Origin of the sequence: Paraburkholderia sp. SECH4, from assembly GCF_030511745.1 — a bacterium.
GTDB classification, from domain to species: Bacteria; Pseudomonadota; Gammaproteobacteria; order Burkholderiales; family Burkholderiaceae; genus Paraburkholderia; species Paraburkholderia madseniana.
Window position 1 is genome coordinate 237846 of the sequence record NZ_JALOCP010000009.1, and the last position, 20185, is coordinate 258030.

14 protein-coding genes and 2 pseudogenes are annotated in these 20185 nt (G+C 59.8%); 10 read left to right on the plus strand and 6 right to left on the minus strand.

The genetic code is table 11. The features are described 5' to 3' along the window. Window positions 1-192: 192 nt before the first annotated feature. The 4 genes and pseudogenes from M0D67_RS15635 to M0D67_RS15650 all read left to right on the plus strand — a co-directional run. Window positions 193-1425, plus strand: a complete 1233-nt coding sequence (locus M0D67_RS15635; protein WP_266239125.1) for a sugar ABC transporter substrate-binding protein — start codon at window positions 193-195, stop codon at window positions 1423-1425. 153 nt (window positions 1426-1578) lie between these two features. Further along, complete coding sequence (locus tag M0D67_RS15640; RefSeq protein ID WP_266239126.1) at window positions 1579-2469, plus strand: carbohydrate ABC transporter permease; 891 nt, start codon at window positions 1579-1581, stop codon at window positions 2467-2469. After that, window positions 2466-3317, plus strand: a complete 852-nt coding sequence (locus M0D67_RS15645) for a carbohydrate ABC transporter permease (protein WP_097395558.1) — start codon at window positions 2466-2468, stop codon at window positions 3315-3317. The genes M0D67_RS15640 and M0D67_RS15645 overlap by 4 nt, the downstream gene beginning before the upstream one ends. A gap of 277 nt (window positions 3318-3594) precedes the next feature. After that, window positions 3595-3975, plus strand: a pseudogene (locus M0D67_RS15650) (hypothetical protein); the annotation flags it as partial. A gap of 617 nt (window positions 3976-4592) precedes the next feature. Here the strand turns inward: M0D67_RS15650 and M0D67_RS15655 are convergent. Both M0D67_RS15655 and M0D67_RS15660 read right to left on the minus strand, forming a co-directional pair. After that, window positions 4593-5726 (minus strand): exo-alpha-sialidase, encoded by a 1134-nt coding sequence (locus M0D67_RS15655; RefSeq protein WP_266239127.1) that lies wholly within the window; start codon window positions 5724-5726, stop codon window positions 4593-4595. Between the two features lie 34 nt (window positions 5727-5760). Next, window positions 5761-6030 (minus strand): MoaD/ThiS family protein, encoded by a 270-nt coding sequence (locus M0D67_RS15660; protein ID WP_154562331.1) that lies wholly within the window; start codon window positions 6028-6030, stop codon window positions 5761-5763. A gap of 366 nt (window positions 6031-6396) precedes the next feature. Between M0D67_RS15660 and M0D67_RS15665 the strand changes: the two genes are divergently transcribed. After that, the gene (locus M0D67_RS15665) at window positions 6397-8517 is read left to right on the plus strand and encodes a D-(-)-3-hydroxybutyrate oligomer hydrolase (protein WP_266239128.1); all 2121 of its coding nucleotides are present in this window, start codon (window positions 6397-6399) and stop codon (window positions 8515-8517) included. Between the two features lie 151 nt (window positions 8518-8668). Here the strand turns inward: M0D67_RS15665 and M0D67_RS15670 are convergent, their stop codons facing one another. Then, entirely contained in the window at window positions 8669-10582 is a 1914-nt protein-coding gene (locus tag M0D67_RS15670; RefSeq protein ID WP_266239129.1) for an SMP-30/gluconolactonase/LRE family protein, read from the minus strand. Window positions 10583-11272: 690 nt separating this feature from the next. Between M0D67_RS15670 and M0D67_RS15675 the strand changes: the two genes are divergently transcribed. The 3 genes and pseudogenes from M0D67_RS15675 to M0D67_RS15685 all read left to right on the plus strand — a co-directional run bounded on the left by M0D67_RS15675 (window position 11273) and on the right by M0D67_RS15685 (window position 12963). Then, window positions 11273-11788: an N-acetyltransferase gene (locus M0D67_RS15675; RefSeq protein WP_266239130.1), complete on the plus strand. Its 516-nt coding sequence runs from the start codon at window positions 11273-11275 to the stop codon at window positions 11786-11788. 75 nt (window positions 11789-11863) lie between these two features. Then, window positions 11864-12025 (plus strand): annotated as a pseudogene (locus tag M0D67_RS15680) (GNAT family N-acetyltransferase); the annotation flags it as partial. Window positions 12026-12489: 464 nt separating this feature from the next. Beyond that, window positions 12490-12963, plus strand: coding sequence for a GNAT family N-acetyltransferase (locus M0D67_RS15685; RefSeq protein WP_266239131.1), 474 nt, complete (start codon window positions 12490-12492; stop codon window positions 12961-12963). 153 nt (window positions 12964-13116) lie between these two features. Here the strand turns inward: M0D67_RS15685 and M0D67_RS15690 are convergent, their stop codons facing one another. Beyond that, on the minus strand, window positions 13117-14823 hold the full coding sequence (locus M0D67_RS15690) for a 3-(methylthio)propionyl-CoA ligase (protein ID WP_266239132.1): 1707 nt from the start codon (window positions 14821-14823) through the stop codon (window positions 13117-13119). 440 nt (window positions 14824-15263) lie between these two features. On the opposite strand from M0D67_RS15690, the gene M0D67_RS15695 reads away from it, so the two are divergent. After that, complete coding sequence (locus M0D67_RS15695; RefSeq protein WP_154562303.1) at window positions 15264-15554, plus strand: hypothetical protein; 291 nt, start codon at window positions 15264-15266, stop codon at window positions 15552-15554. An 87-nt stretch (window positions 15555-15641) separates the two neighbouring features. Here M0D67_RS15695 and M0D67_RS15700 read toward each other — a convergent pair whose 3' ends face one another. Continuing rightward, on the minus strand, window positions 15642-16376 hold the full coding sequence (locus tag M0D67_RS15700; RefSeq protein ID WP_266239133.1) for a phosphatase PAP2 family protein: 735 nt from the start codon (window positions 16374-16376) through the stop codon (window positions 15642-15644). A 1144-nt stretch (window positions 16377-17520) separates the two neighbouring features. Between M0D67_RS15700 and M0D67_RS15705 the strand changes: the two genes are divergently transcribed. Continuing rightward, window positions 17521-17874 (plus strand): BON domain-containing protein, encoded by a 354-nt coding sequence (locus M0D67_RS15705; RefSeq protein WP_266239134.1) that lies wholly within the window; start codon window positions 17521-17523, stop codon window positions 17872-17874. A gap of 392 nt (window positions 17875-18266) precedes the next feature. Here M0D67_RS15705 and M0D67_RS15710 read toward each other — a convergent pair whose 3' ends face one another. Next, window positions 18267-19790, minus strand: coding sequence for a PQQ-binding-like beta-propeller repeat protein (locus tag M0D67_RS15710; protein ID WP_266239135.1), 1524 nt, complete (start codon window positions 19788-19790; stop codon window positions 18267-18269). Window positions 19791-20185 lie beyond the last annotated feature (395 nt).

The following is a 20185-nucleotide window of genomic DNA, read 5'->3' on the forward strand; positions in this document are numbered from 1 at the left end:
CATCTTATGCACAAAACTGGCTGAGAAAAAATATGGCAGACCCTACGTGACAAGCTATTTTGCGTCATGTAGGATTTTTTCAAACAATTTAACCCAAAGCGGCCGGCGACGGCAGCAGACCACCCCCCACCATCGTTGGATGGGACCGGAGTAAGCGTAAAGCGCTAACTCCGATCGACACAGGAGAGAGAAATGTCGTTGCATGCCCGTGCTTCCCTCGCGCTAGGCAAAGTTGCCGTGGCGCTCGCGTTTGCAGGTATCGCCGTCGCGGCTCACGCCGACACGGTCCGCGTGACGGTCGCGCATTACAGCGATGCGACCGCGCCGTACTTCGAAAAGATGGCCCGTAACTTCGAGAAGGCCAATCCCGGCACCACGATCAAGATCGAAGACGTGAACTGGGACACGCTGCAACAGAAACTGCAAACGGACATCTCCGGCGGCGCCAACGCCGACCTGGCGATCGTCGGTACGCGCTGGCTGCTCGACTTCGTGAAGGACGACGTCGCCGAGCCGCTCGACGGCTACATGGACGCCAGCTTCAAGGGCCGCTTCATCGGCCCGTTCCTCGCACCGGGCGAAATCAACGGCAAGGTGTACGGCCTGCCGATCGCCGCTTCCGCACGCGCGCTCTACTACAACAAGGATCTGCTCGCGAAGGTTGGCTATCCCGACGGCCCGAAAACGTGGAATGACGTGATCGATGCGTCGAAGAAACTGAAGGCACAGGGCGTTGCCGGCTTCGGCCTGCAAGGCAAGGAAATCGAAACCGACGTCTACTATTACTACGCGCTGTGGACCAACGGCGGCGACGTCGTCGGCAAGGACGGCAAGGCCGCGTTCAATTCGCCGGCCGGCATCAAGGCGGCCACGCTGTACAAGACGCTGATCGACGACGGCCTGACGCAGCCTGGCGTGACCGGCTACAGTCGCGAAGATGTGCAGAACCTGTTCAAGCAGGGCCGCGTCGCGATGATGATCTCCGCGCCGTTCCTCGCCAAGCAGATCAAGAAGGAAGCGCCGAACCTGAAGTACGGCATCGATCCGATCCCGATGGGCACGACGCACGCCACGTATGCCGTGACCGACTCGATCGTGATGTTCAAGAACTCGAAGGTGAAGAAGTCGGCCTGGAAGTTCCTGGACTATCTGTTCACGAAGGAACCGCGCGTCGAGTTCACGACGACCGAAGGCTTCCTGCCGACCACCAAGGCTGAGGCGACCGATCCGGCGTTCAACGATCCGGATACCAAAGCTTTCGTCGCGCTGCTGCCGACCGCTCACTTCGCGCCGACCGTGACCGGTTGGGAAGACACCGCGAAGGCTGTGACCGATTCAATGCAATCGATCTACCTGGGCAAGGCGAAGCCGGCGGACGCGTTGACTGCCGCAGCGACGCAAGCGAATAAGTCGCTTGGCAAGTGATCGCGTAGTCTCGTAGTGATTTGCTGAACACGAAACGCGCGCCGCCGGTGCGAAGGCGGCGCGCGTTTCGGTTGTCATGTCCGTAATGCACTATCCGGCCCATCCCGTCGCGTCCGCTTCTTGAATGGGGACGCGTCTTACGATCGAGCACGCATGAGCCGTTCCGCTTCTTCGCGCCTCCAGGCGCCCTGGTTGCTGATTGCGCCGAGTCTGGTGTTGGCGCTCTTCATCATCAGCTATCCAATTTTCAACATCGTGTGGCAATCGCTGCACGAGGTCTCGCGCTTCGGCGCAATCCGCGATTTCACCGGTCTGCAGAACTTCTATACGATATTCACGGACCCCTCGTTCCTCGCTGCTGCTAAGCGGACGATTGTCTGGACCGTGTTCGTGGTGGGCGGCACGGTACTAATTTCGGTGCCGGTTGCACTGGTGCTGAATCAGGATTTCTATGGACGCGGCGTCGCGCGCACGATTGTGATGCTGCCGTGGTCCGTCTCGCTGACGATGACCGCCGTGGTGTGGCGCTGGGCCTTCAACGATGACTACGGCATGGTCAACGTCACGTTGCAGCGGCTTGGTTTGATCAACGGTCCGATACATTGGCTCGCGACGCCGGAGCTCGCGTTTCCGGTGGAGATCGCGGTTGGCATTCTGGTGTCGATTCCATTTACGGTGACGATTCTGCTGGGCGGGTTGTCGTCCGTGCCGGGTGACATTTATGAAGCGGCGCGGATGGATGGCGCCAGTGCGTGGCAACAGTTTCGCAAGCTGACGATGCCGCTCTTGCGGCCGTTTATCAACATGACGATTCTGTTGAACGTGATCTATGTGTTCAATTCTTTTCCGATCATCTGGGTGATGACGCAAGGCGGGCCGGATAACGGCACGCATATTCTCGTCACGTATCTCTATGAGCTTGGGTTCCGGCTGGGACGTCCCGGCGAAGCCGCGGCGGTGTCGCTGATCATGCTCGTCATGCTGTTCGTTTTCTCGATTGCCTATCTGCGCCTGCAGCCCGCGAAAGAAGGAGAGACGTCATGAGTCTCAGCGTCAAGATGAAGCGCTCGCTGTGGTGCTGGTTGGCACTTTCGCCACTGATTGTGGCCGTGCTGTTTCCGTTTGCTGTGATGTTGTTTACTGCGTTGAAACCGGCTACGGAGATTTTTGTTTATCCGGCAAGGTGGTTGCCGGTGCATTGGCAGTGGAGCAATTTTTCGGATATGTGGGTTGCGGCTAACTTTGGCGTGGCGCTGAGGAATAGTTGTGTGATCAGCTTTTTGTCGACTGCGTTGGCGCTGGCGGTGAGCTTGCCGGCGGCTTATGCGTTGGCGAGGTTTCCGTTTCGTGGGAAAGGGTTGTATTCGCAGTTTCTGCTGGTGACGCAGATGTTGTCGCCGATCTTGCTGGTTGTTGGGTTGTTCCGGCTCGCGGCGATGATTCCTTATGGGGATGGGAATCTGGTTGACTCCAAGATTGGCGTCATCGTTTCTTATGCTGCGTTCAATATCGCGTTCGCGGTTTGGATGTTGTCTTCTTACTTTCAGACGGTGCCGAGGGATCTTGAGGAGTCGGCCTGGTTGGAGGGGTGTGGGAGGACTCGGGCCGTTTTTAAGGTGTTTTTGCCGTTGGCTGTGCCGGCGATTGTTGTTACGGCGATCTTTACCTTCATTAATGCTTGGAATGAGTTTGCGGTTGTATATACGTTGATTCGGTCGCCGGAGAATAAGACTTTGACCGTGCAGGTGACGGATATGGTGGCTGGGAAGTATGTTGTGGAATGGCATTTGGTGATGGCCGCTACTCTTTGTGCGACGTTGCCGGTTTCGATTGTGTTTGCTTGGTTGCAGAGGTTCTTGGTTAAGGGGTTGGCGCTGGGGGCGGTGAAGTGAGGATTGGGAGTCAGGGAGGGAAGTTGGCCCGCCGCCGCGCAACCATTCTGAAGAACTAGCTCCGCCTCCCGCCGCCGCTATCTGTGGCACGAATCGTCAAGTCCATTCGAAGTTTGCGGACGGCTGATTCTCGGCCTTATGGAAAGCTTCACATAAGGCCGATGAACCGTCATCGACCGCTAAGTCCGAACATTGGCGAAGCCCAGATACGCCTGCGCACTGAGTGTGAACGTAGAGACGACTAACCGCGCGCCCTCTGCGACCTCTGAAGTCGCAGCTATGCAACCGGCAGTTGAGCCAACTCAACACATTGATCACACTTGCGTCCTCAATGTGTAGGAATCCTGCCATCACGAGCGACGAAAGACGACGTCAACAGACCATGCTTGAATTGCTTGTCGACACAGCAGAGCAATATCAGCGGGAGCTTGAGTGTGACCGTGAGCTATACCAGGTGATCGCGCTCGATGCGAAAGGCATCCCTCAAAGCCGCATCACCGCGAGCCGTGCAGCGCGCCTTCTTGCAGAGGCATCACAAATAGCGACGGCGGAAACACCAGCAGCCACGAAGCCGAGCCCGAGCAAACAAACGTCAGCCAATTCCGCGACAAACGAAGAAGCAGACGCTGCCCAACGGCCGGTTCCCGCGCAGCACTAACCATTGAGAACGTGAGCGACTTCAGTCGTTCAGATTTGTAGGATGCCTGCCCACAGTCACGAGCATGGGCGAGCGCCACAAGCAGATGTGGGCAGGCGTCGAATAAACCTAAACACTTTCAGACGTTCGACATCGGTGCGCACGTCGCCGACAATCGATAGCAGGTCTCGACGCCGTTGGCACGAACTGCGTCCGGGAAAAACCGTCAATCCTTCCCTTACGGCATGGCGCACGAATATCTCGTCATTTTCCAATACCACGAGCCTGAACGGCGTGAGCTATTTGAGCGCGGACTGATCGAAAATTACGAATCGTCATCGGGTGTATTTATCGAGACAAGGTCGGCGGAAGATGCCTTGATCTGGTGCGAGGTAATCGCACAGGAGCTTCTTCGACGCGTCAACGATGACAGACCGTTGGATTGGAAACGCTTGGGATATTCGTGCTGGATTGAATCCACACCAGAAAAATCCCCTTGGGGCCAGTGCTTGGGTTTTTTCAGCACGTTCGCGTCGGCGAGCTGCCGAACATCGACGCGATGAGTACTGCCGCGTACATTCGCTGGCAGGGTGGCGACGGCGCAAGTTAGCTAAAGCGAATGCGTTTGCTCGGCGCCCTCATCCAAACCGAACACAATATACCGGCGGCAAATGCGCTGAAATCAAATGCCAGCTTTCGCCGCCATCGTCGGATGTCCATAGCGCGCCAGTGGTCGACCCCATCGCGAGGCGCGTGCCGAAGTCGTCTACGGCGAGCCCGTGCCGATACACGAGGTCATAGGCCGGTGTAGGCGGCAACCCGTTCGAGAAGCGCTCGAACGTGCGGCCTCCGTCGCGTGTGCGCGTGACGACGAACTGGCCGTCTACCGGGATCCGGTACTGGTCTTTCACGGCGGGCACGAACCACGCGGTGTCCGGCTCGCGCGGGTGCACGGCAACCGCGAAGCCGAAACTCGATGGCTGCGCTTCGATCCGCTGCCAGTGGGCAGCGCCGTCGGTCGAGCGGAAGATCGCGCAGTGATGCTGCGTCCACAGCACATCGGGGTTTGCCGTGCATTGCACGACGCGGTGCGGGTCTTGCACGTTGGCATCGCCGCGCCGCTCTGGCGGCATATAGTCGGCCTCCATGCCCTCGGCACTCAGGCGCCAGGTCGCACCACCATCGGCCGTTTGCCAGACGCCGCCGCACGACACGCCGACCGTCACGTGCCGGCTGTTGCGCGGATCGACCATCACGGAATGGATGCCCGGCGCGTCGTAGCCGCCTCCGAGCCATTCGCGGCGCTCCGGGCGATCCCACAGCGCACGGTTGAGCACCCATGTGTCGCCACCATCGTCAGAACGGAAGAGCCCACCGGGGATCGTGCCGGCCCACAAGACGCCCGGCTCGTCCGGGCCGCCGGTTTCGAGCGACCAGATTTGCTGAAGCGTCCAAGGCGGCGACGGGCTGGGCGCGGCCGCGCTCGCATTGTCCGCGCCGTCACCGGTACGCGTCTCGTCAGCAGGCTGCGGCGGGTAGACGGGAACCGCGCACTCTTCCCAATCCGCCATGCCAGCGCGCCGGCGATGCAGCTTCACGCCGAAGTGGCCGAGATTGAGCGCGACATACAGCGATCCGTCGCGCGGATCAGGCAGCACCATGCTCACCGGCTCGCCGACGAAATACGGCTCACCGAGGGTCCAGCCACCCTCGTCGTCGGCTTGCAGAACGAACAGTCCCTTGCGGGTTGCAACAAGCAATCGATCGCTCATGTCGAGTGTCTCCAGGAGTACGAGTGGAACCTTCTTATCCGCCCGACAGCGCCTGTATGACGTAAACCCGGCTTTCCTCACCGAGCGCATCGGACAGATGTTGTCGGTCGCGCACCGGCCGGCCGTCGACAAACACGGCGAGATGCCTTCGCAGTGAGCCCTGATCGTCAACGATGTAGCCGCGCAGTCGAGGTTGCGCGGCAAAGACGGCCTCGAGTGCTTCGCCGAGCGTGCGCGCATCGATCTCGCGCTCGGGCGTTGCGATATGCCGTTGAATCGAAGCAGCGAAGAAGATGTGCGCCATGGCGAGGTAGCCGAACGGGAATGGCCTTGTTCGTCGATTCTGAAGTTTAGACGATCCGCCGTGTGCTTCGGAGCATCGCCATACACCAGACGAAAGGCTGCGCCCCCGAAGCGGCCGTTGCAGTGTCGCGAGTCCGAAAGGCGGCTCAGGGTCGGGCATCGCGTTCGCTCCAAAGCAGCCGTTCGCGAAGCATATGAAGTAATCCGGCCCGAAGGGCAGCCACACCGGCCGCCTACAACCGTGCAAAACTTCATTGTATCTGCGGTCCTGATGTCCTAGTGTCTTGTGACGCCGTGATTCAAGGCTGCACAAGGGCTTTCGCAGTGCGCGGCGCATCGAAATCCAACAGCACACAAGGAGACATCGATGAGAGACATGCGGATGGCAACCCGGAAAAAGGCAATGCTGCTCAGCGCCGCGATAGTGAGCGCAGTACTCGTCCCTGTTGCACGGGCCGACGATCACGAAGACCGCCGCCCAGGCCCGAATGGCCTGCCGTGGTTCGTCGTGGCGGACAGTCTCAGGACGACCACCTATGACGGCATCAGCGATGACCTGCTAACCGCCGGTCTCGGCAAAACCGGACTCGCAGGCCCAGCGCCCGCTATCGCGAACCCGGCGAGCCCGACGGCAGCCGAGTTGCGGCGGCTCGCGATCTGGGCAAATTACCGCGCGCTCGTCGACATGACGGCGAATGGCGGCTACGGTCGTTTCTGGGGATCCAATGTCGATCTGTATGGCAACGACACCCTTGGCGAAGGAAAAGTCCCCGGCACCGAATACCTCGCGTATGCCGACGACGGCAGGGGCCGGCAGAACGTCAGCCTTCTCGTCCAGGTGCCGGCGAGCTTCGATCCAGCGAACCCGTGCATCGTCACGGCCACGTCATCGGGCTCGCGCGGGGTTTACGGCGCAATTTCGGCGGCTGGCGAGTGGGGGCTCAAGCGCGGTTGCGCGGTAGCCTATACGGACAAAGACACCGGCAACGGGGCACACGAGCTGATGACCGGTGTCGTCACACTGATCGACGGCCGCCTCGCGGACGCCGCCACCGCCGGGCGCAACAGTCTTTTCACCGCCAACGTGCCTGGCAGCACGCTGTCGACCTACAACCAGAAGTTCCCGAACCGCTATGCGTTCAAGCACGCACATTCCCAGCAGAACCCTGAAGAGGACTGGGGCAAGGACACGCTCGAGGCTGTGCAGTTTGCATATTGGGCCTTGAACCGGCAGTTCGCATTGCCCGCCGGCTCATCGAAACACGGAGTGCGCTACAGCCCTGGTGGTATCACGACGATCGCGGCGTCCGTGAGCAACGGCGGCGGTGCGTCGCTCGCGGCCGCCGAGCAGGATACGAAGGGGTGGATTACGGCGGTGGTGGTTGGCGAACCGCAGGTCAACGTCCGCATGCCAGATAGTGCGCGAGTGATCGAGGGTGGCCAGCGCATCACGGCGGCCGGCAAACCGCTGGCGGATTACACAACGCTTGCCAACCTGCTCCAGCCGTGCGCTGCCCTCGCGGAGGCGGCCGCCGGCGCGCCGTATCTCACCGCGCTGCCCGTCGCGACGACGACGGCGATCCGCCAGGCTCGCTGCACGTCGCTCGCCGCGGCCGGATACGTGCACGGTAGCGACACGCAAACGCAGGCGAACGACGCGCTCGCGCAGCTGCACGAGGCTGGCTATGAAGCCGATTCCGACCTCCTGCACGCACCGATGTGGGACTCGCAGGCCGTGCCGGCCGTCGCGGTGACGTACGCCAACGCGTATACAAAGTCGAGCGTAATCGACAACCTGTGCGGTTTCAGTTTCGGCACGACGAATCCGGCAACGGGCGCTGCTGGTTTTACACCTGCCGTCTCGCCGATGGGGACCGTGTTCGGGCTGGGCAATGGTGTGCCGCCGACCAACGGTGTCAGCCTCGTCTATAACGTCACGCCACAAGGGGGAGCCGATCATCGGCTCGCGACACCCGATGCAAGCTTCGTGGGTGCGGCATGCGTGCGCGCGTTGTGGACGGATAGAGACCCGCGCATGCGAGCGAGTGTCGAGGCAATCCGTGTGAATGCGAACCTGCATGGAAAGCCCGCAATCATCGTTCAGGGCCGCAGCGATGCACTCGTACCAATCAATCATGCTTCACGCGCTTATCTTGCGGCAAACAGCGTGAGAGAAGGCTCGCGCAGCCAGTTGTCGTTCTACGAGGTGACGAACGGACAGCATTTCGACGCGTTCCTCGGCGTGCCGGGCTTCGACACCCGCTTCGTGCCGGTCCACTACTACAACATCCAGGCGCTCAACCTGATGTGGAGCCATCTGAAGAACGGCACACCGCTACCGCCGTCGCAGGTGATTCGCACGGTGCCGCGCGGCGGCAGCCCGGGCGCTGCACCGGCGTTAAGCGTGGCAAACCTCCCGGCCTTTGTGGCGAACCCCGGTAGCAATGCGATCGGGGTGAGCCATGGGGTGGTGAACGTGCCGCACTGAAGGCGCATGGTTTGATTCGGTCGGAGCTCGCTGCGCTCCACCGCTCTGAAGGAGCGCTCCGGCCGAACGCTGCCTGTGGAAAGAAACAAGGTCAATAAGTCGACATGACGTGAGGTGCTCGCCGGGGCGTAGCCGCGACGAGCACTGTCGATCAGTGTGTCCAGCGATAGATGATGACGCTGGCCCCGTTGTAGTTGTCCTTCGTGATCACGTACTCCCCGGTCGACCGACGGTACGATCGAAGGCCGTACATCGAATCCACGTCATTGCCGACGTACACGGTGTTGGGGTTGCTGTTGATCAACGTGGTGTCCAGGCTGCCTGTGGTGAGATTGAAGGCATCGATGTTGGGCACGGTGTGTACGTATCCGACGAAGAGATAGTTGCCGGCCGCCGTGATCGACTTGGGATTGGCGCTGGTGAGGTTGATCACCGGATTGGGAGCGGTCGTGTTGCCTGCGAGCCAGCCGTGATACACCTCGATCCGCGTTCCGATCGACGTCCAGTCTGCGCTCCCGACAACTCCCTGGGCCAGGATCATCGTGTCGCTTTCCGGCAGGTAGATGATCCGCGTCAATGGCGTGATCGTGCCCGGAATGGGCGTTGCAATTCCTGCTCCCCAACTCGGCTTCCCGTTGGCATCGAAGCCGGTCAGCGGATAGTGCCAGATGGCATTCGTCTTGTCCAAACCGGCCCAGACGTCCCCTTTGCTGTCGAGGCAGAATCCGTCCCTGACCGGTGCGGTCGTATTGAACGCCGCACCGGGAAGCGTGGCGTCCGGTATGGCGATGTAGCCATTCGCAGCATTGAAGTGGAAGAAGTAGAAGGTATCGGGATTCTGGCCGGACGCCACGAGGATCCGGTTGGCGCCGACGGTGGCAAGTTGGCCGAAGTGCTCATCCCGTGAGCGATCGTTGATGTTGATGCGTGGATCGGATGGATAGTCGATCGGATCGACCGTGTTCGCTACGAAGGTTCCCCCAGCGGTGCCGGTGTAGATGTTGGTCCCTCCATAGAAGTACGCGCCGTCGGTAGCCGGGTCCGGAGCGGCGACCCCCTCGAAGTTCAGAGACTGAAGCTTCCATTGCAGGTGGCCAGAACTGTCGTAGGAGTGAATGTCGGTGCCGCCGTCGCGGCCGAGGTCCCAGCTTCCGCCCCACGGGTTGTTGAGCACGTACAGGTTGCCGGCGGCGTCTTTGCCGATGCCGGTGACGCGGGTAAAACGCCTGTCGCCAACCTGGCCTTTGATTCCCGTTGTTGTATCGAGATATCCCCCCTGAATGCCAAATGTACTGATCAGAAATGGAATGACCAAAGTGTTATAGATCTTGATGTTCATGTCGGGGCCCGCGTCGCCGATCATGAGAAACCCGGTCGACGAATCGAGATACAGCGAGGACGGTCGAGAGGCGACGGACATCTGGATGGTGTTCACGAGCACGCCGGCCGGATTGAATTCGAGGATCGCGCCCGCGCTCTTCTGCGCCACCCAGATGTTTCCTGCGCTGTCCACCGCCAGCGCGCCAGGGCTTGAGACGGCGATATCCTGCCGCCAGACGCCGTCGGTGGTGTAGACGCGGATGCGATTTCCAGGCGAGTCGCTCGCATAAAGGAGCGAGCCCGACGTCGCGAGTCCCGTGATTACATCAGCCCGCTGCTCAGTCGTTGTCGCACTGACCGGGATGAGAAAGTCGCGAGTTTGAGTGGTTCGGTTGTACCGCCCGACCGTGCCGCTGCCGTAAGTGGCATTAAATTGCAGAGCGGCGAAGATCGAAGTTGCGTTACCCGTAATGGCGCTGCCCTGAAACTCGCCATGACCTCCTATGGATCCCAGGCTCTGGCCGTTCTGGTATATCGAGACGCCACCTTCGTTTTCGTCCCACATGGAAGCCGTGTAGATGACGCCCTCGGGCGCTATCCACATGGAGCGCGCGACGCTACCCACGTGGGTAGCGTTGGTCCCAGATGTGTTCGCCACCCAGTCGGTGGTGTACTGTCCGTAACACTCCGGCGCGAGCGTAGCGATCAGAAGGGCGGTGAGGAACGTGGCATAGATTCGTTTCATGATAGTGAAGCGTGCCCTCCTGAGGCACCTGAATCGGGGGATTGCGGTTTGGCCCATGCTCGCAGCGTTGACAACCTGACGGGCTTCACATGGGGAGCGACTGATGGTTCCTGTGGCTGCCTTCCTTGTCGTGCTGGCATGCGCGCTATGGGCCGGAAGATTCTTCGATCGGGAAGGGTCTTCTTCGAAGCGTGCCAGGCGCCGCTCGCCCGTTCGGCGAACGGCGTTTCGCAGGAAACTGTCCTTGTCCACTGGCCGCTCCAGCAAGCGTCGCGTCTGTCCAACTCGACGCTGCGTTAGAGCGGTATATCGGCGAGGCGCGGAAAAGGTTGAGCTGTTCGCATTCCCAGCACGGGCAAACGCGTTGGAGCCCAGCCCGAGCAGCGCTTTCAGCTGGTCCGCGAGGTGGATGAGCGTTCAGATGCCAACTGGCGGTTCGGGGTGGCAAGCGTGGCCCGCGAGCGGGTGATTTCTCGCGAGGCGAAGGTGCGGTGAGGGCCGACTAGCGAAGTTCGCGGCCGAGGGGCGTCTGACCGGACTCGGCCGGCTTCCGAAGTTCCGGGCTCGGCCAGGAACGGACGGTCATCGGCGAATACTGAATCGTCGACAATTTCGACGCTGCGGGCAGCTAGTAGAATGTGGCGGATTGCCCCGATACCCTTTCCCGCGTTTGCCTAGTTGGAAAAAACAATGGCTCATGTGATCCGCATCGTCCGATGGGAGGAGTTAAGTCCGACCCAGAAAATCGACGTTGAGAATTTGAAAATTTCCGATCAACAGATTGAATATGCCGGGCCGACTCACCGAGCAGTCGACGCTTGCGCATCCGATCTGACTGGCGACATTCAGGGTGCGGCTATCTTCGACGGAGACGTCACTGTAGGCTTCCTCGTTTTGAAGAGGCGAAGCGCCGCACCCAGTTGGGCTTTAACGGGAGCGGCCGTCATTTCGGCCCTACGTATCGACTTGCGCTTCCAAGGTTTGGGACTCGGAACGGCTGCGCTCCGGTATCTGCCGGAATGGCTCTTGATCCACTGGGTCGACACCTCGTCCATTATGCTTTCCGTCGACGAAGAGAATGAGGCTGGCCGCCGTTCGTATGCAAAAGCCGGCTGGTTGGATCTGGGAACTCGGGACAAAGGAAGAATCGGATGGGTTCGCTATATGAAGCGCGACCTCCAGGCAGTGTTTTCTGTTCCTGATTGAGAACGGCAAGGACGTGCTTCGGCCAATTTCGGACGTTGATCCGTCTCCACCAGATCGGCGACAATCCAGACCCCGCACACGCTGGAGGCAAACATTCAACCTGGGAACTCTGCATCGATCGCACTTGTGCGTCGGTTAGGTTTTAAACAGGAAGGTTTATCGCCACGCTATCTCCGCATAAATGGCGAATGGCGAGACCATGAGCGATGGGCGTTGCTTGCCGACATGCCTAGCTAAGCACGAGCCGGAGTCGTTCACGTCTCACATCCGAATCTCAGCGGTTAAATTTCGATATCAACTTCGCGTGATACTCACGTTGGATCGCTTGCCGCTGATAACCCATCGGTAAGGTCCGGCCAATTTGAGCCGCTCGTGGTGACTGCCTGAATCGGCGACAATTTCCAGATCGCTATTGACAGCTACGCTCTAGAACGGCAACCTCCGGTCATGAACTACGACACGCGCAATTTCATGATGTGCACCATGACCGCCACTGGCGAGTCGTGGGAATCGTGACGTTCATACATCGCACATAGATTTCCTCAACGGCCCCGCCAGTCATGACGGGGCCGTATCTTTTCAATCGCTCCGTTTTGTATTGGCACAAATAGGAGTGATTGCATGCACGACAAAGTATGTGTTTCCGATCTTCTGAGTCTTATCGACGCCTGGACCTGGCAGATCGTGCCGAGGAGCGCGGCATGCTGACGATACGGAAAGCTAGCAGTGGCGATGTGCTCGATGCGTGGGATATCCGCAAGGCTTCGGTACTTGCGGCGTGCGCTAAATATTATCCGGAAGCATCCTTGTCAGCGTGGGTTGATGGCTCGCCGACCGACAAATGGGCCAACGTTGTCGAACGCGACTTTTACGTAGCCGTCGATGAAGGATTTGTCGTTGGCACAGGGATGCTTACCGTCGCAAGTGGGCAAGTGGACGCCATCTTCGTCCGGCCGTCTCACATGGGGCGCGGTATTGGACGCAAGATGCTGCAGTCACTCGAAGCGTTGGCTCGCGATCACGGACTTGCCTCGATGCGGCTCGATGCCACGCTGAACGCGGCACCGTTTTATCGTTACTGTGGTTGGTCGGGGGATTCGATTTCGACGTACCGAACGTCGCGCGGACTGGAATTGCCTTGCGTACCGATGACTAAGTGCGTTGCCCTAGTGTAGCTTGATCCCGTGCTGACTGCTGCCGCCCGCAGTCGGCAAAACGCTAGGCTGAATGGCCGCAATCGGGAACCCTGTCAGTCCGCTGTGGGTCGGCTACGGCCGGTTGCACCAAATGGCGGTGCGGTGGCGGTCCCTTTGACAGCCTCCTTCCGATTATTCCGCCGCAGGTTTCGACCCGGCGCCTCCCGTTGCGCGCTCGTCGGCAAGCGGACAGTTCTCAACTTCGAGCGCCGACGGCAGCAGGTGATCGCAGAACTGCTCGCGCAGCTTCAGTTTGTGCAGCTTGCCAACGGCCGTATGCGGCAATTCGTTGACGAAGACAACGTCATCTGGCATCCACCACTTCGCGACCTTGCCCTCGTAGAACGCGAGCAGTTCGTCGCGCGTGATCTCCGCGTCCATGCGTTTGACGACGACGAGCAGCGGCCGCTGCAGCCACTTCGGATGGGCGCAGGCGATGCAGGCCGCCTCTGCGACGGCCGGATGCGCGATCGCGATGTTCTCGATTTCGATCGAACTGATCCACTCGCCTCCCGACTTGATCACATCCTTGCTGCGGTCGGTGATGCGCATGAAACCGTCCCGGTCGATCGTGGCCACGTCGCCGGTCGGAAACCAGCCGTCGACGAGCGGCGAGTCGTCCTGCTGGAAATACCGCTTGATCACCCACGGACCGCGCGTGTGCAGTTCGCCGAACGCGATGCCGTCCCACGGCAGATCGCGCCCATCGTCGCCGACGATCTTCATGTCCACGCCGTAGATCACGTGTCCCTGCTTTTCGCGCAGCCTGCGCTGCTCTTCCGGCGACCGCTGTGATTGTTCCCAGTTGAGTTTTGCGAGCGTGCCGAGCGGTGACATCTCTGTCATGCCCCATCCGTGAATGGCTTCGACGCCGTATTCCTCGAAGGTGCGCAGCATCGCCGGCGGGCACGCGGACCCGCCGATCACCGCGCGTTGCAGTGACGACAACCGCACGCCCGCTTCCTTCATGTAGTTGAGCAGGCCAAGCCAGACGGTTGGCACGCCGGCGGAATACGTAACGCGCTCCGCCTGCATCAGTTCGAACAGGGATTTTCCGTCGAGATCCTTGCCCGGAAGGACGAGTTTCGCGCCCGTGAGCGGCGCGGCATGCGGCATGCCCCATGCATTCGCATGAAACATCGGCACGACGGGCAACACCGAGTCGCGCGCCGATAGACACATCGCATCCGGCAGCGAACCGGCGTACGCGTGCAGCACCGTAGAGCGATGCGAATACAGCGCGCCCTTTGGATTGCCTGTCGTGCCCGAGGTGTAACAGAGGTACGATGCCTGGCGCTCGTCGAGGAGCGGCCAGTCGAATGCGCCGTCGTGCGGTTTGAGCAACGTCTCGTAGCTGATGAGCGGTATGGGCGTCTGCATCGCAGGCAGATGCGCGTCGTCGGCAAGCGCGATCCACCCACGCACCTTCGGGCAGAGGGGCGCAAGGCAATCGATCAGCTGCGCGAACGTCGTATCGAACAGCACGTAGCTGTCATCGGCGTCGTTGATGATCCATGCGATCTGCTCGGGGAAGAGCCGGGGGTTGATGGTATGGCAGACGGCCCCGAAGCCCGTCGTGCCGTAATAGGCTTCCAGATGGCGGTAACCGTTCCATGCCAGCGTGCCGATCCGTTCGCCCGGCTGCACATCCAGCGCGATAAGCGCCTGTGCCAGTTGCTTCGCGCGTTTTTCGCAGTCGCGATACGTGTAGCGATGCACGTCGCCTTCGATGCGCTTTGACACGATCTCGGTCGTGCCGAAGTGACGTGACGCATGGGCCAGCAGTGAGGAAACCGTCAGCGGCACGTCCATCATCTGTCCGAGCAGCGGTGTCGTCATAGCCGAGTCTCCCTGCTATTGTCGCGAACTCGGAATCGCGTAAGAGTGCTAGGAATATCGGACATGGCACCCGCCCGGCAGCCGAGCCTTCAGGCTATTCAACATAGTTGAGGCCTGCGAGTGTTGCAAATAGATAAGATGCATATTGCTCATGTCCCGCGTCTGTAGCACCCGCAATCCGCGCACGGAGACTAGCCACGCGCATGTCAGACCGTAGTCGGCCGATTGCGGACGTTGGCTGAAGGCACCTGGATTTTGCACCGCTTCTCATGTTTACTACGGCGGTACAGTTACTACACTTGGTATGGGTCGCGGAAGTCAGGTGCGCGGCCTTCTCAATTACTTCCACGCACTACACGCTGTCGGAAAGAGCAGTTACACGCTGCACACATTGTTCGTGCGGCATGCTCGTTTCGCTGGTCAAACAGGAGGATGCAATCATGCAAACTGTTATAAGGAGATTTTCCGGAAAGGGTGCAAAGGAGTTGTTCGATCTGCTGGAGAAGCGCACGGCTGACGTCGAAGAACTGATGCGTTCGGTCAAAGGCTTTGTCAGCTACACCCTCGCACGCAGCGGCGATGGCGGATTCTCGGTGACTGTTTGCCAGGACAAGACAGGCACTGACGAAAGCGTGCAGAAGGCGAAGGACTGGATCGCGAAAAACGCCGGAAACACGGGCGTGGGCGCGCCGGAGATATCGGAGGGATCAGTCCTCATTCACCTGAAGTAACTTTGCCTTGCGACTGGCAGCGCGTGAGTTCAGCGGGCGGATTGGGACGTGCGCCGCCGGTCTCACCGTCCACTCCTCACGCTCACGCTATTGCCAGTGGTTGCCGGGCCGATAAGTTGCGGTCCCGTCCAGTCGTACTGCCTTTGAAACGGACTGCTCGAGCAAACGTATTTCCACCGACTGGGTTATCAGTTCAAAACACAAGAGAAACGCCAACGTATAACCGCCCCCGGGAAATCTCTGAATCCATCCCAGTATCGGCACCGCAAAACGCGTTCTGACGGAGTCCCGTGTCATTACGTATGTGATGATAATCCCGATCGCCGCACCCGCGAGTATGTCGGTCGGATAGTGCAAGCCGAGATAAACGCGCGGCATGCATATGAAGATCGCGGTGTACAAAAGCGCAAGCACGCCCACGCGGCGCCAGACGAGAAAAATTCCTGTCGCGACTGACATCCACAGCATCGCGTGGTCGCTCGGAAAGGAACTCCAGGTTCGCACGTCTCGCAGACTGGCGGATGGAAAGTGCAGGTGCAGCTCGGGGTTATAGATTGGCCGCACCCGAAATGGCAAATAATCGGCGAGAAGCCTGCCGATTGCGAGCGCCAGAAGGCCGCCCACAATCGTTGCAATGACCATTTCACGCTCCCATTCGCCACGCTGACTGGGTTTGAACCACATCCACCACAAAATGGGTATGAGCACGAGGCCCTTGAATGTATACAGGTCCGCGATTACCCTTATCGCGTGGTTAATCAGGTCGGAGCTAAAAGCGTTGTGCGTCAGGAAAGCTAGGATTGCTGTATCGAAACTGTTCATTCGGCATGTCCTCTTGGATTCATGACTATAAAAATGCCTGGTTATCGGAAGCTGACGCGCGCTTTTCTCTCAACCGCGAATGAGCCAAGTATGCCACCCGGGACGTAAGGCACAAGACGAATGCAAAATAAGGGGTCCGGGGAGCAACGGCAGTGCCCCGACCTAAGGATCGGTTGAATCGCGCAGTGGGCGCAATTCACCGCGTGCGACGGCCACCGGCGCCGTGAACGAGTAGCGTACGAGCATGTTGACTTCGCGAGCGCGAAGTTAGAATGGCGCATGCAAGACATTGGGGCAAGCATCAATCGTTATCAGAAGTACGCGCGCTACTCGCCCATGATTGCGCTGATACGCCTCGCGGTAGACAGCATGCACCCGTTCGCAAGGGAGGCCGAGGCGCTCATGGCAGGGTACAGTGCAGCGGGTAGCGGATGACACGCTCGTCCCGCGAATGTACTAAAGGACGATGATTTCAAGCGATCCGTGGGTAGCTTCAGAAGCGGGTCAGGTTACCTTGAATCAATGTCCGCTTCGTAGAACGGTGAACGTCGGCTCAGGGTCGACTTGAGCCGGATGCAGCGCGATCAAAACCCGGCCCGCCACTGCGGTTCAGCATCGGACCGCGCTCGGCCAACTTCAGACGTTCGACATCTCCGCCAAGATCGTCGACTATCAACGGGACCGCACGCTACAGCCTATGCACTGTCCCTACTGTTCCGCACCGCTCGTTAATACCACTGGGGGAGAGCTCCGGTGCTCGTTTTCGGGCTCACTATTTAGCACCTCTGTTCGAGAGCAATTAGATACGCTCACGTTGAAAGGCCCTCCTTTGTCCTACAAGTTGGCGCAGTTCAATCTGGGACGGTGGTTTTGCCCTTGCTGCGGCAAGGAAACCGACAACGGAGTTTGCGCCAAATACGGCCTGGTGATCACCAGTCAGTTAGCACGCCAACTGCTGGAATTGAATCCACACGAGCGCAACTGAAATTCTCGCCAAAATGACAATATCGAAGGGCCGCAAGGGGTCGATACAAGGCCGAGCGCGCAGCAAACCGCTACCCATGTGCGTGAATGCATGTAAAGCGGCGGTACGTCGGGATCCTGGAGAGGGTCTTCCGTTAGGTGATTGATACTGGAGCAGCCAATGAACGCAATCAGAACACTCAAGCTCGCTGGTGCTGCATTGATTGTTGTCGCTTCCGTCAATGCGTGGGCACAGGAAAGCGAATCGTCTGCCATATCGGCGACAACGCAAGGGGCGTCGAAATCCGCCGTCAGAAAGGCGAATCGGGCATTAAGCAGAAAAGTGGTTCAGGCGCTTTCGAAGGGCGGTGTCGATACCACGGGCATCAATGTACTCGTAAAAGGTGGTGCAGTAACGCTAGCTGGAAGCGTCACCGATCCGGCACTGATCGACAAGGCGGTCTCGATAGCGAAAGGCGTTTCTGGCGTTACGTCCGTGAAGAATGCTCTGACGATTCGCGAAGGTGGGCCGTAATACCGCCCACGCGTCCATAGCTGCGACTCAGCACACCGGCAACAGACTGATCGTCAGTGTCATTCCTGCTTCGATTTCGGTTGTTGGGGTTGCTGTCGAGGCTCAGATCCGCGTTGTGTCGGCGCCCTCGTACATGCGTCCGGGGGCATTACGTAGGGCACGTCGTCGCAGCAGCACTTATACACCGGAAACCCGTGCGCGTTCGTGCGGATGATGGTCGTTGGCCCGTGCAGCGGGCACACCGCTTTCATGGTGTCTCCTGAGACTCATAAGTCAACTGGTCCTATCGTACACGCAGCTCGCCGGTCCGGTATGGCCCGATGCTGGCGAGCGCTATTGCAACAGTTTTGACCGACCGACAGGGTGCGTTAAGGGTTATTCGATGCCGTGTGCTACAGACCGAAGGCACGCAGTATGTGGTCGAGGCCCGCCACGAAAAGCTGCCCGTTCACGACCGTGGGCGACGTGAGGACGCCGCCCGCGGGCCGCTCCGCGACTGGAAGGTTATCGGTGCTCCAGAGTATCTGTCCGCTTTTTGCGTTCACCGCATACACCTGGCTGGCGATGCCGTCGGCGTAGTACACCACCCCGTTGGCGACGATGGGAGGGATGGACGGATTGTCGGAGATCGTGTTTTTGCCGACCGGTTGCTGCCAGGCCAGGCTGACGGTACACGTGCTATTGAAGGCCAGCGCGAGAAGCCCGTGCTTGTTGAAGCCGGTCGGCGAATCGGAGGGCGACCCGATGTATAGCTGTTTCAGTACCGGATCAAATGCAGGCAGACCGATGTTGGTTCCGGCATCCCTGGGCTGACTGATATCCAGTGTCTGAACGGGGCCGGACGGGATGGTGGCCTGGTTATAGAGGAACAGTTCGCCGGTCTTCTGGAACGCTGCCAGCATCGTTGGGCAACTACGCGGCTGGAACAGCGGTGCCGTCGCACCGAAGTCGGCGTCTTTGGTAGCCGGCGGCATCGGTGCGTTTGACGCAGTCACAGCGAGGCTGCTGGTGAGCTTGACGACGTGTTCTGCAAACGCGGTATTTTGCGGACTGGCGAACGCGTTGCCCGTCAGGGCGTACACCGCTGACCCGCCACGCACGACCGAGACGCCCCCAAACCCCCAGATACCACCGCCATTCGGTCCGGTTGCACCGTCCGGGTACCATTGCTGCAGGATCGCCCCGCTGGTAACCGAGACTTGCACGGCTTTTCCATGGTACGGCGTGAAATCGCAGGCACTGGCCGTCGTGACGTATAGCGACGTGCCGCTAAGCGTCGGGCCGCCGAAGACAAAGGTCCTTGACACATCGGCCTTATCCGGGATCAAGACGTGCAATGCCGGAAGGTCGGCGCCGGTTGCCAGGTCATACGCATGTAGAAACCCGTCCCCGCTCACGATGTACAGCCGGTTCCGGGTACGGTCGATGGCGGGCGTCCCGATGTACCCGATGTTGCCACCTGACATGTTGAAGTCGGCGCAGGTGGTATGCGCGGGCGTGACCTTTTGTTGCCAGATGACGGCACCGGTGGAAGCGTTAAGCGCGAACATGCTCCCCTGGAGGGTCGCGGCATAGACGACATCAGTCAGCGTGCCGTTGATGTTCACGCCCGCCGCCAGCGTCGGCTGGGTCAGGATGGGGCCGCCCAGATCCTTCGTCCAGTGAGTGTGCAAACTCGCCACGGTGGACGTCGTCAACACCGTCTCCACCGGGTTATTTCCGGTCCGCTGCGCGTTCATGCCGAACGTGGGCCAGTCGGTCGCGGTGAAGGATGGGGCGAGGGCGGCGCCAGGTGTCAGTGCGCGTGTCGCGGCACTAACAACCGCAGATGAGAGGTCCGGAGGATCCTCCGCTGGCTCCGACCCGTCTGCAACGTTGTCCGGATCGACGCCACTTAGCGGCTGCTGCTGGCTCACGGGCGAAGCACCGGGGGGCGCAGTCGCTTGCAACGTTTGCGCCTGCGCACTCGAGCCGCCGGCAACAGCGAGCATCACAGCGGCGACCAGTGTAAGGGGTTTGAGGGCGGGGCGGGCGTTCGTCATTACGACACCTCCTGCACGTCGACTAAAAATGAATGGCTGGTAGGGAAACGTAATAGGTCGAAAATGTGACTGTATGGTGATTGTTCATAGCGCAAAGCATAGTACTTCCGGAAGGACTCCATTAAGAATGCATCCGCTGCCGACGCTGTCCACTCTCATCAGGCACCAGCCGGCCACGAAGCCTCATTCGCCCGTCTTGCGGCTCGGGCGCTCACGGCGGTTGTCAACGTACTTGTCGCGTCACTTCATGCGGACTGCTTTAGTTCTTC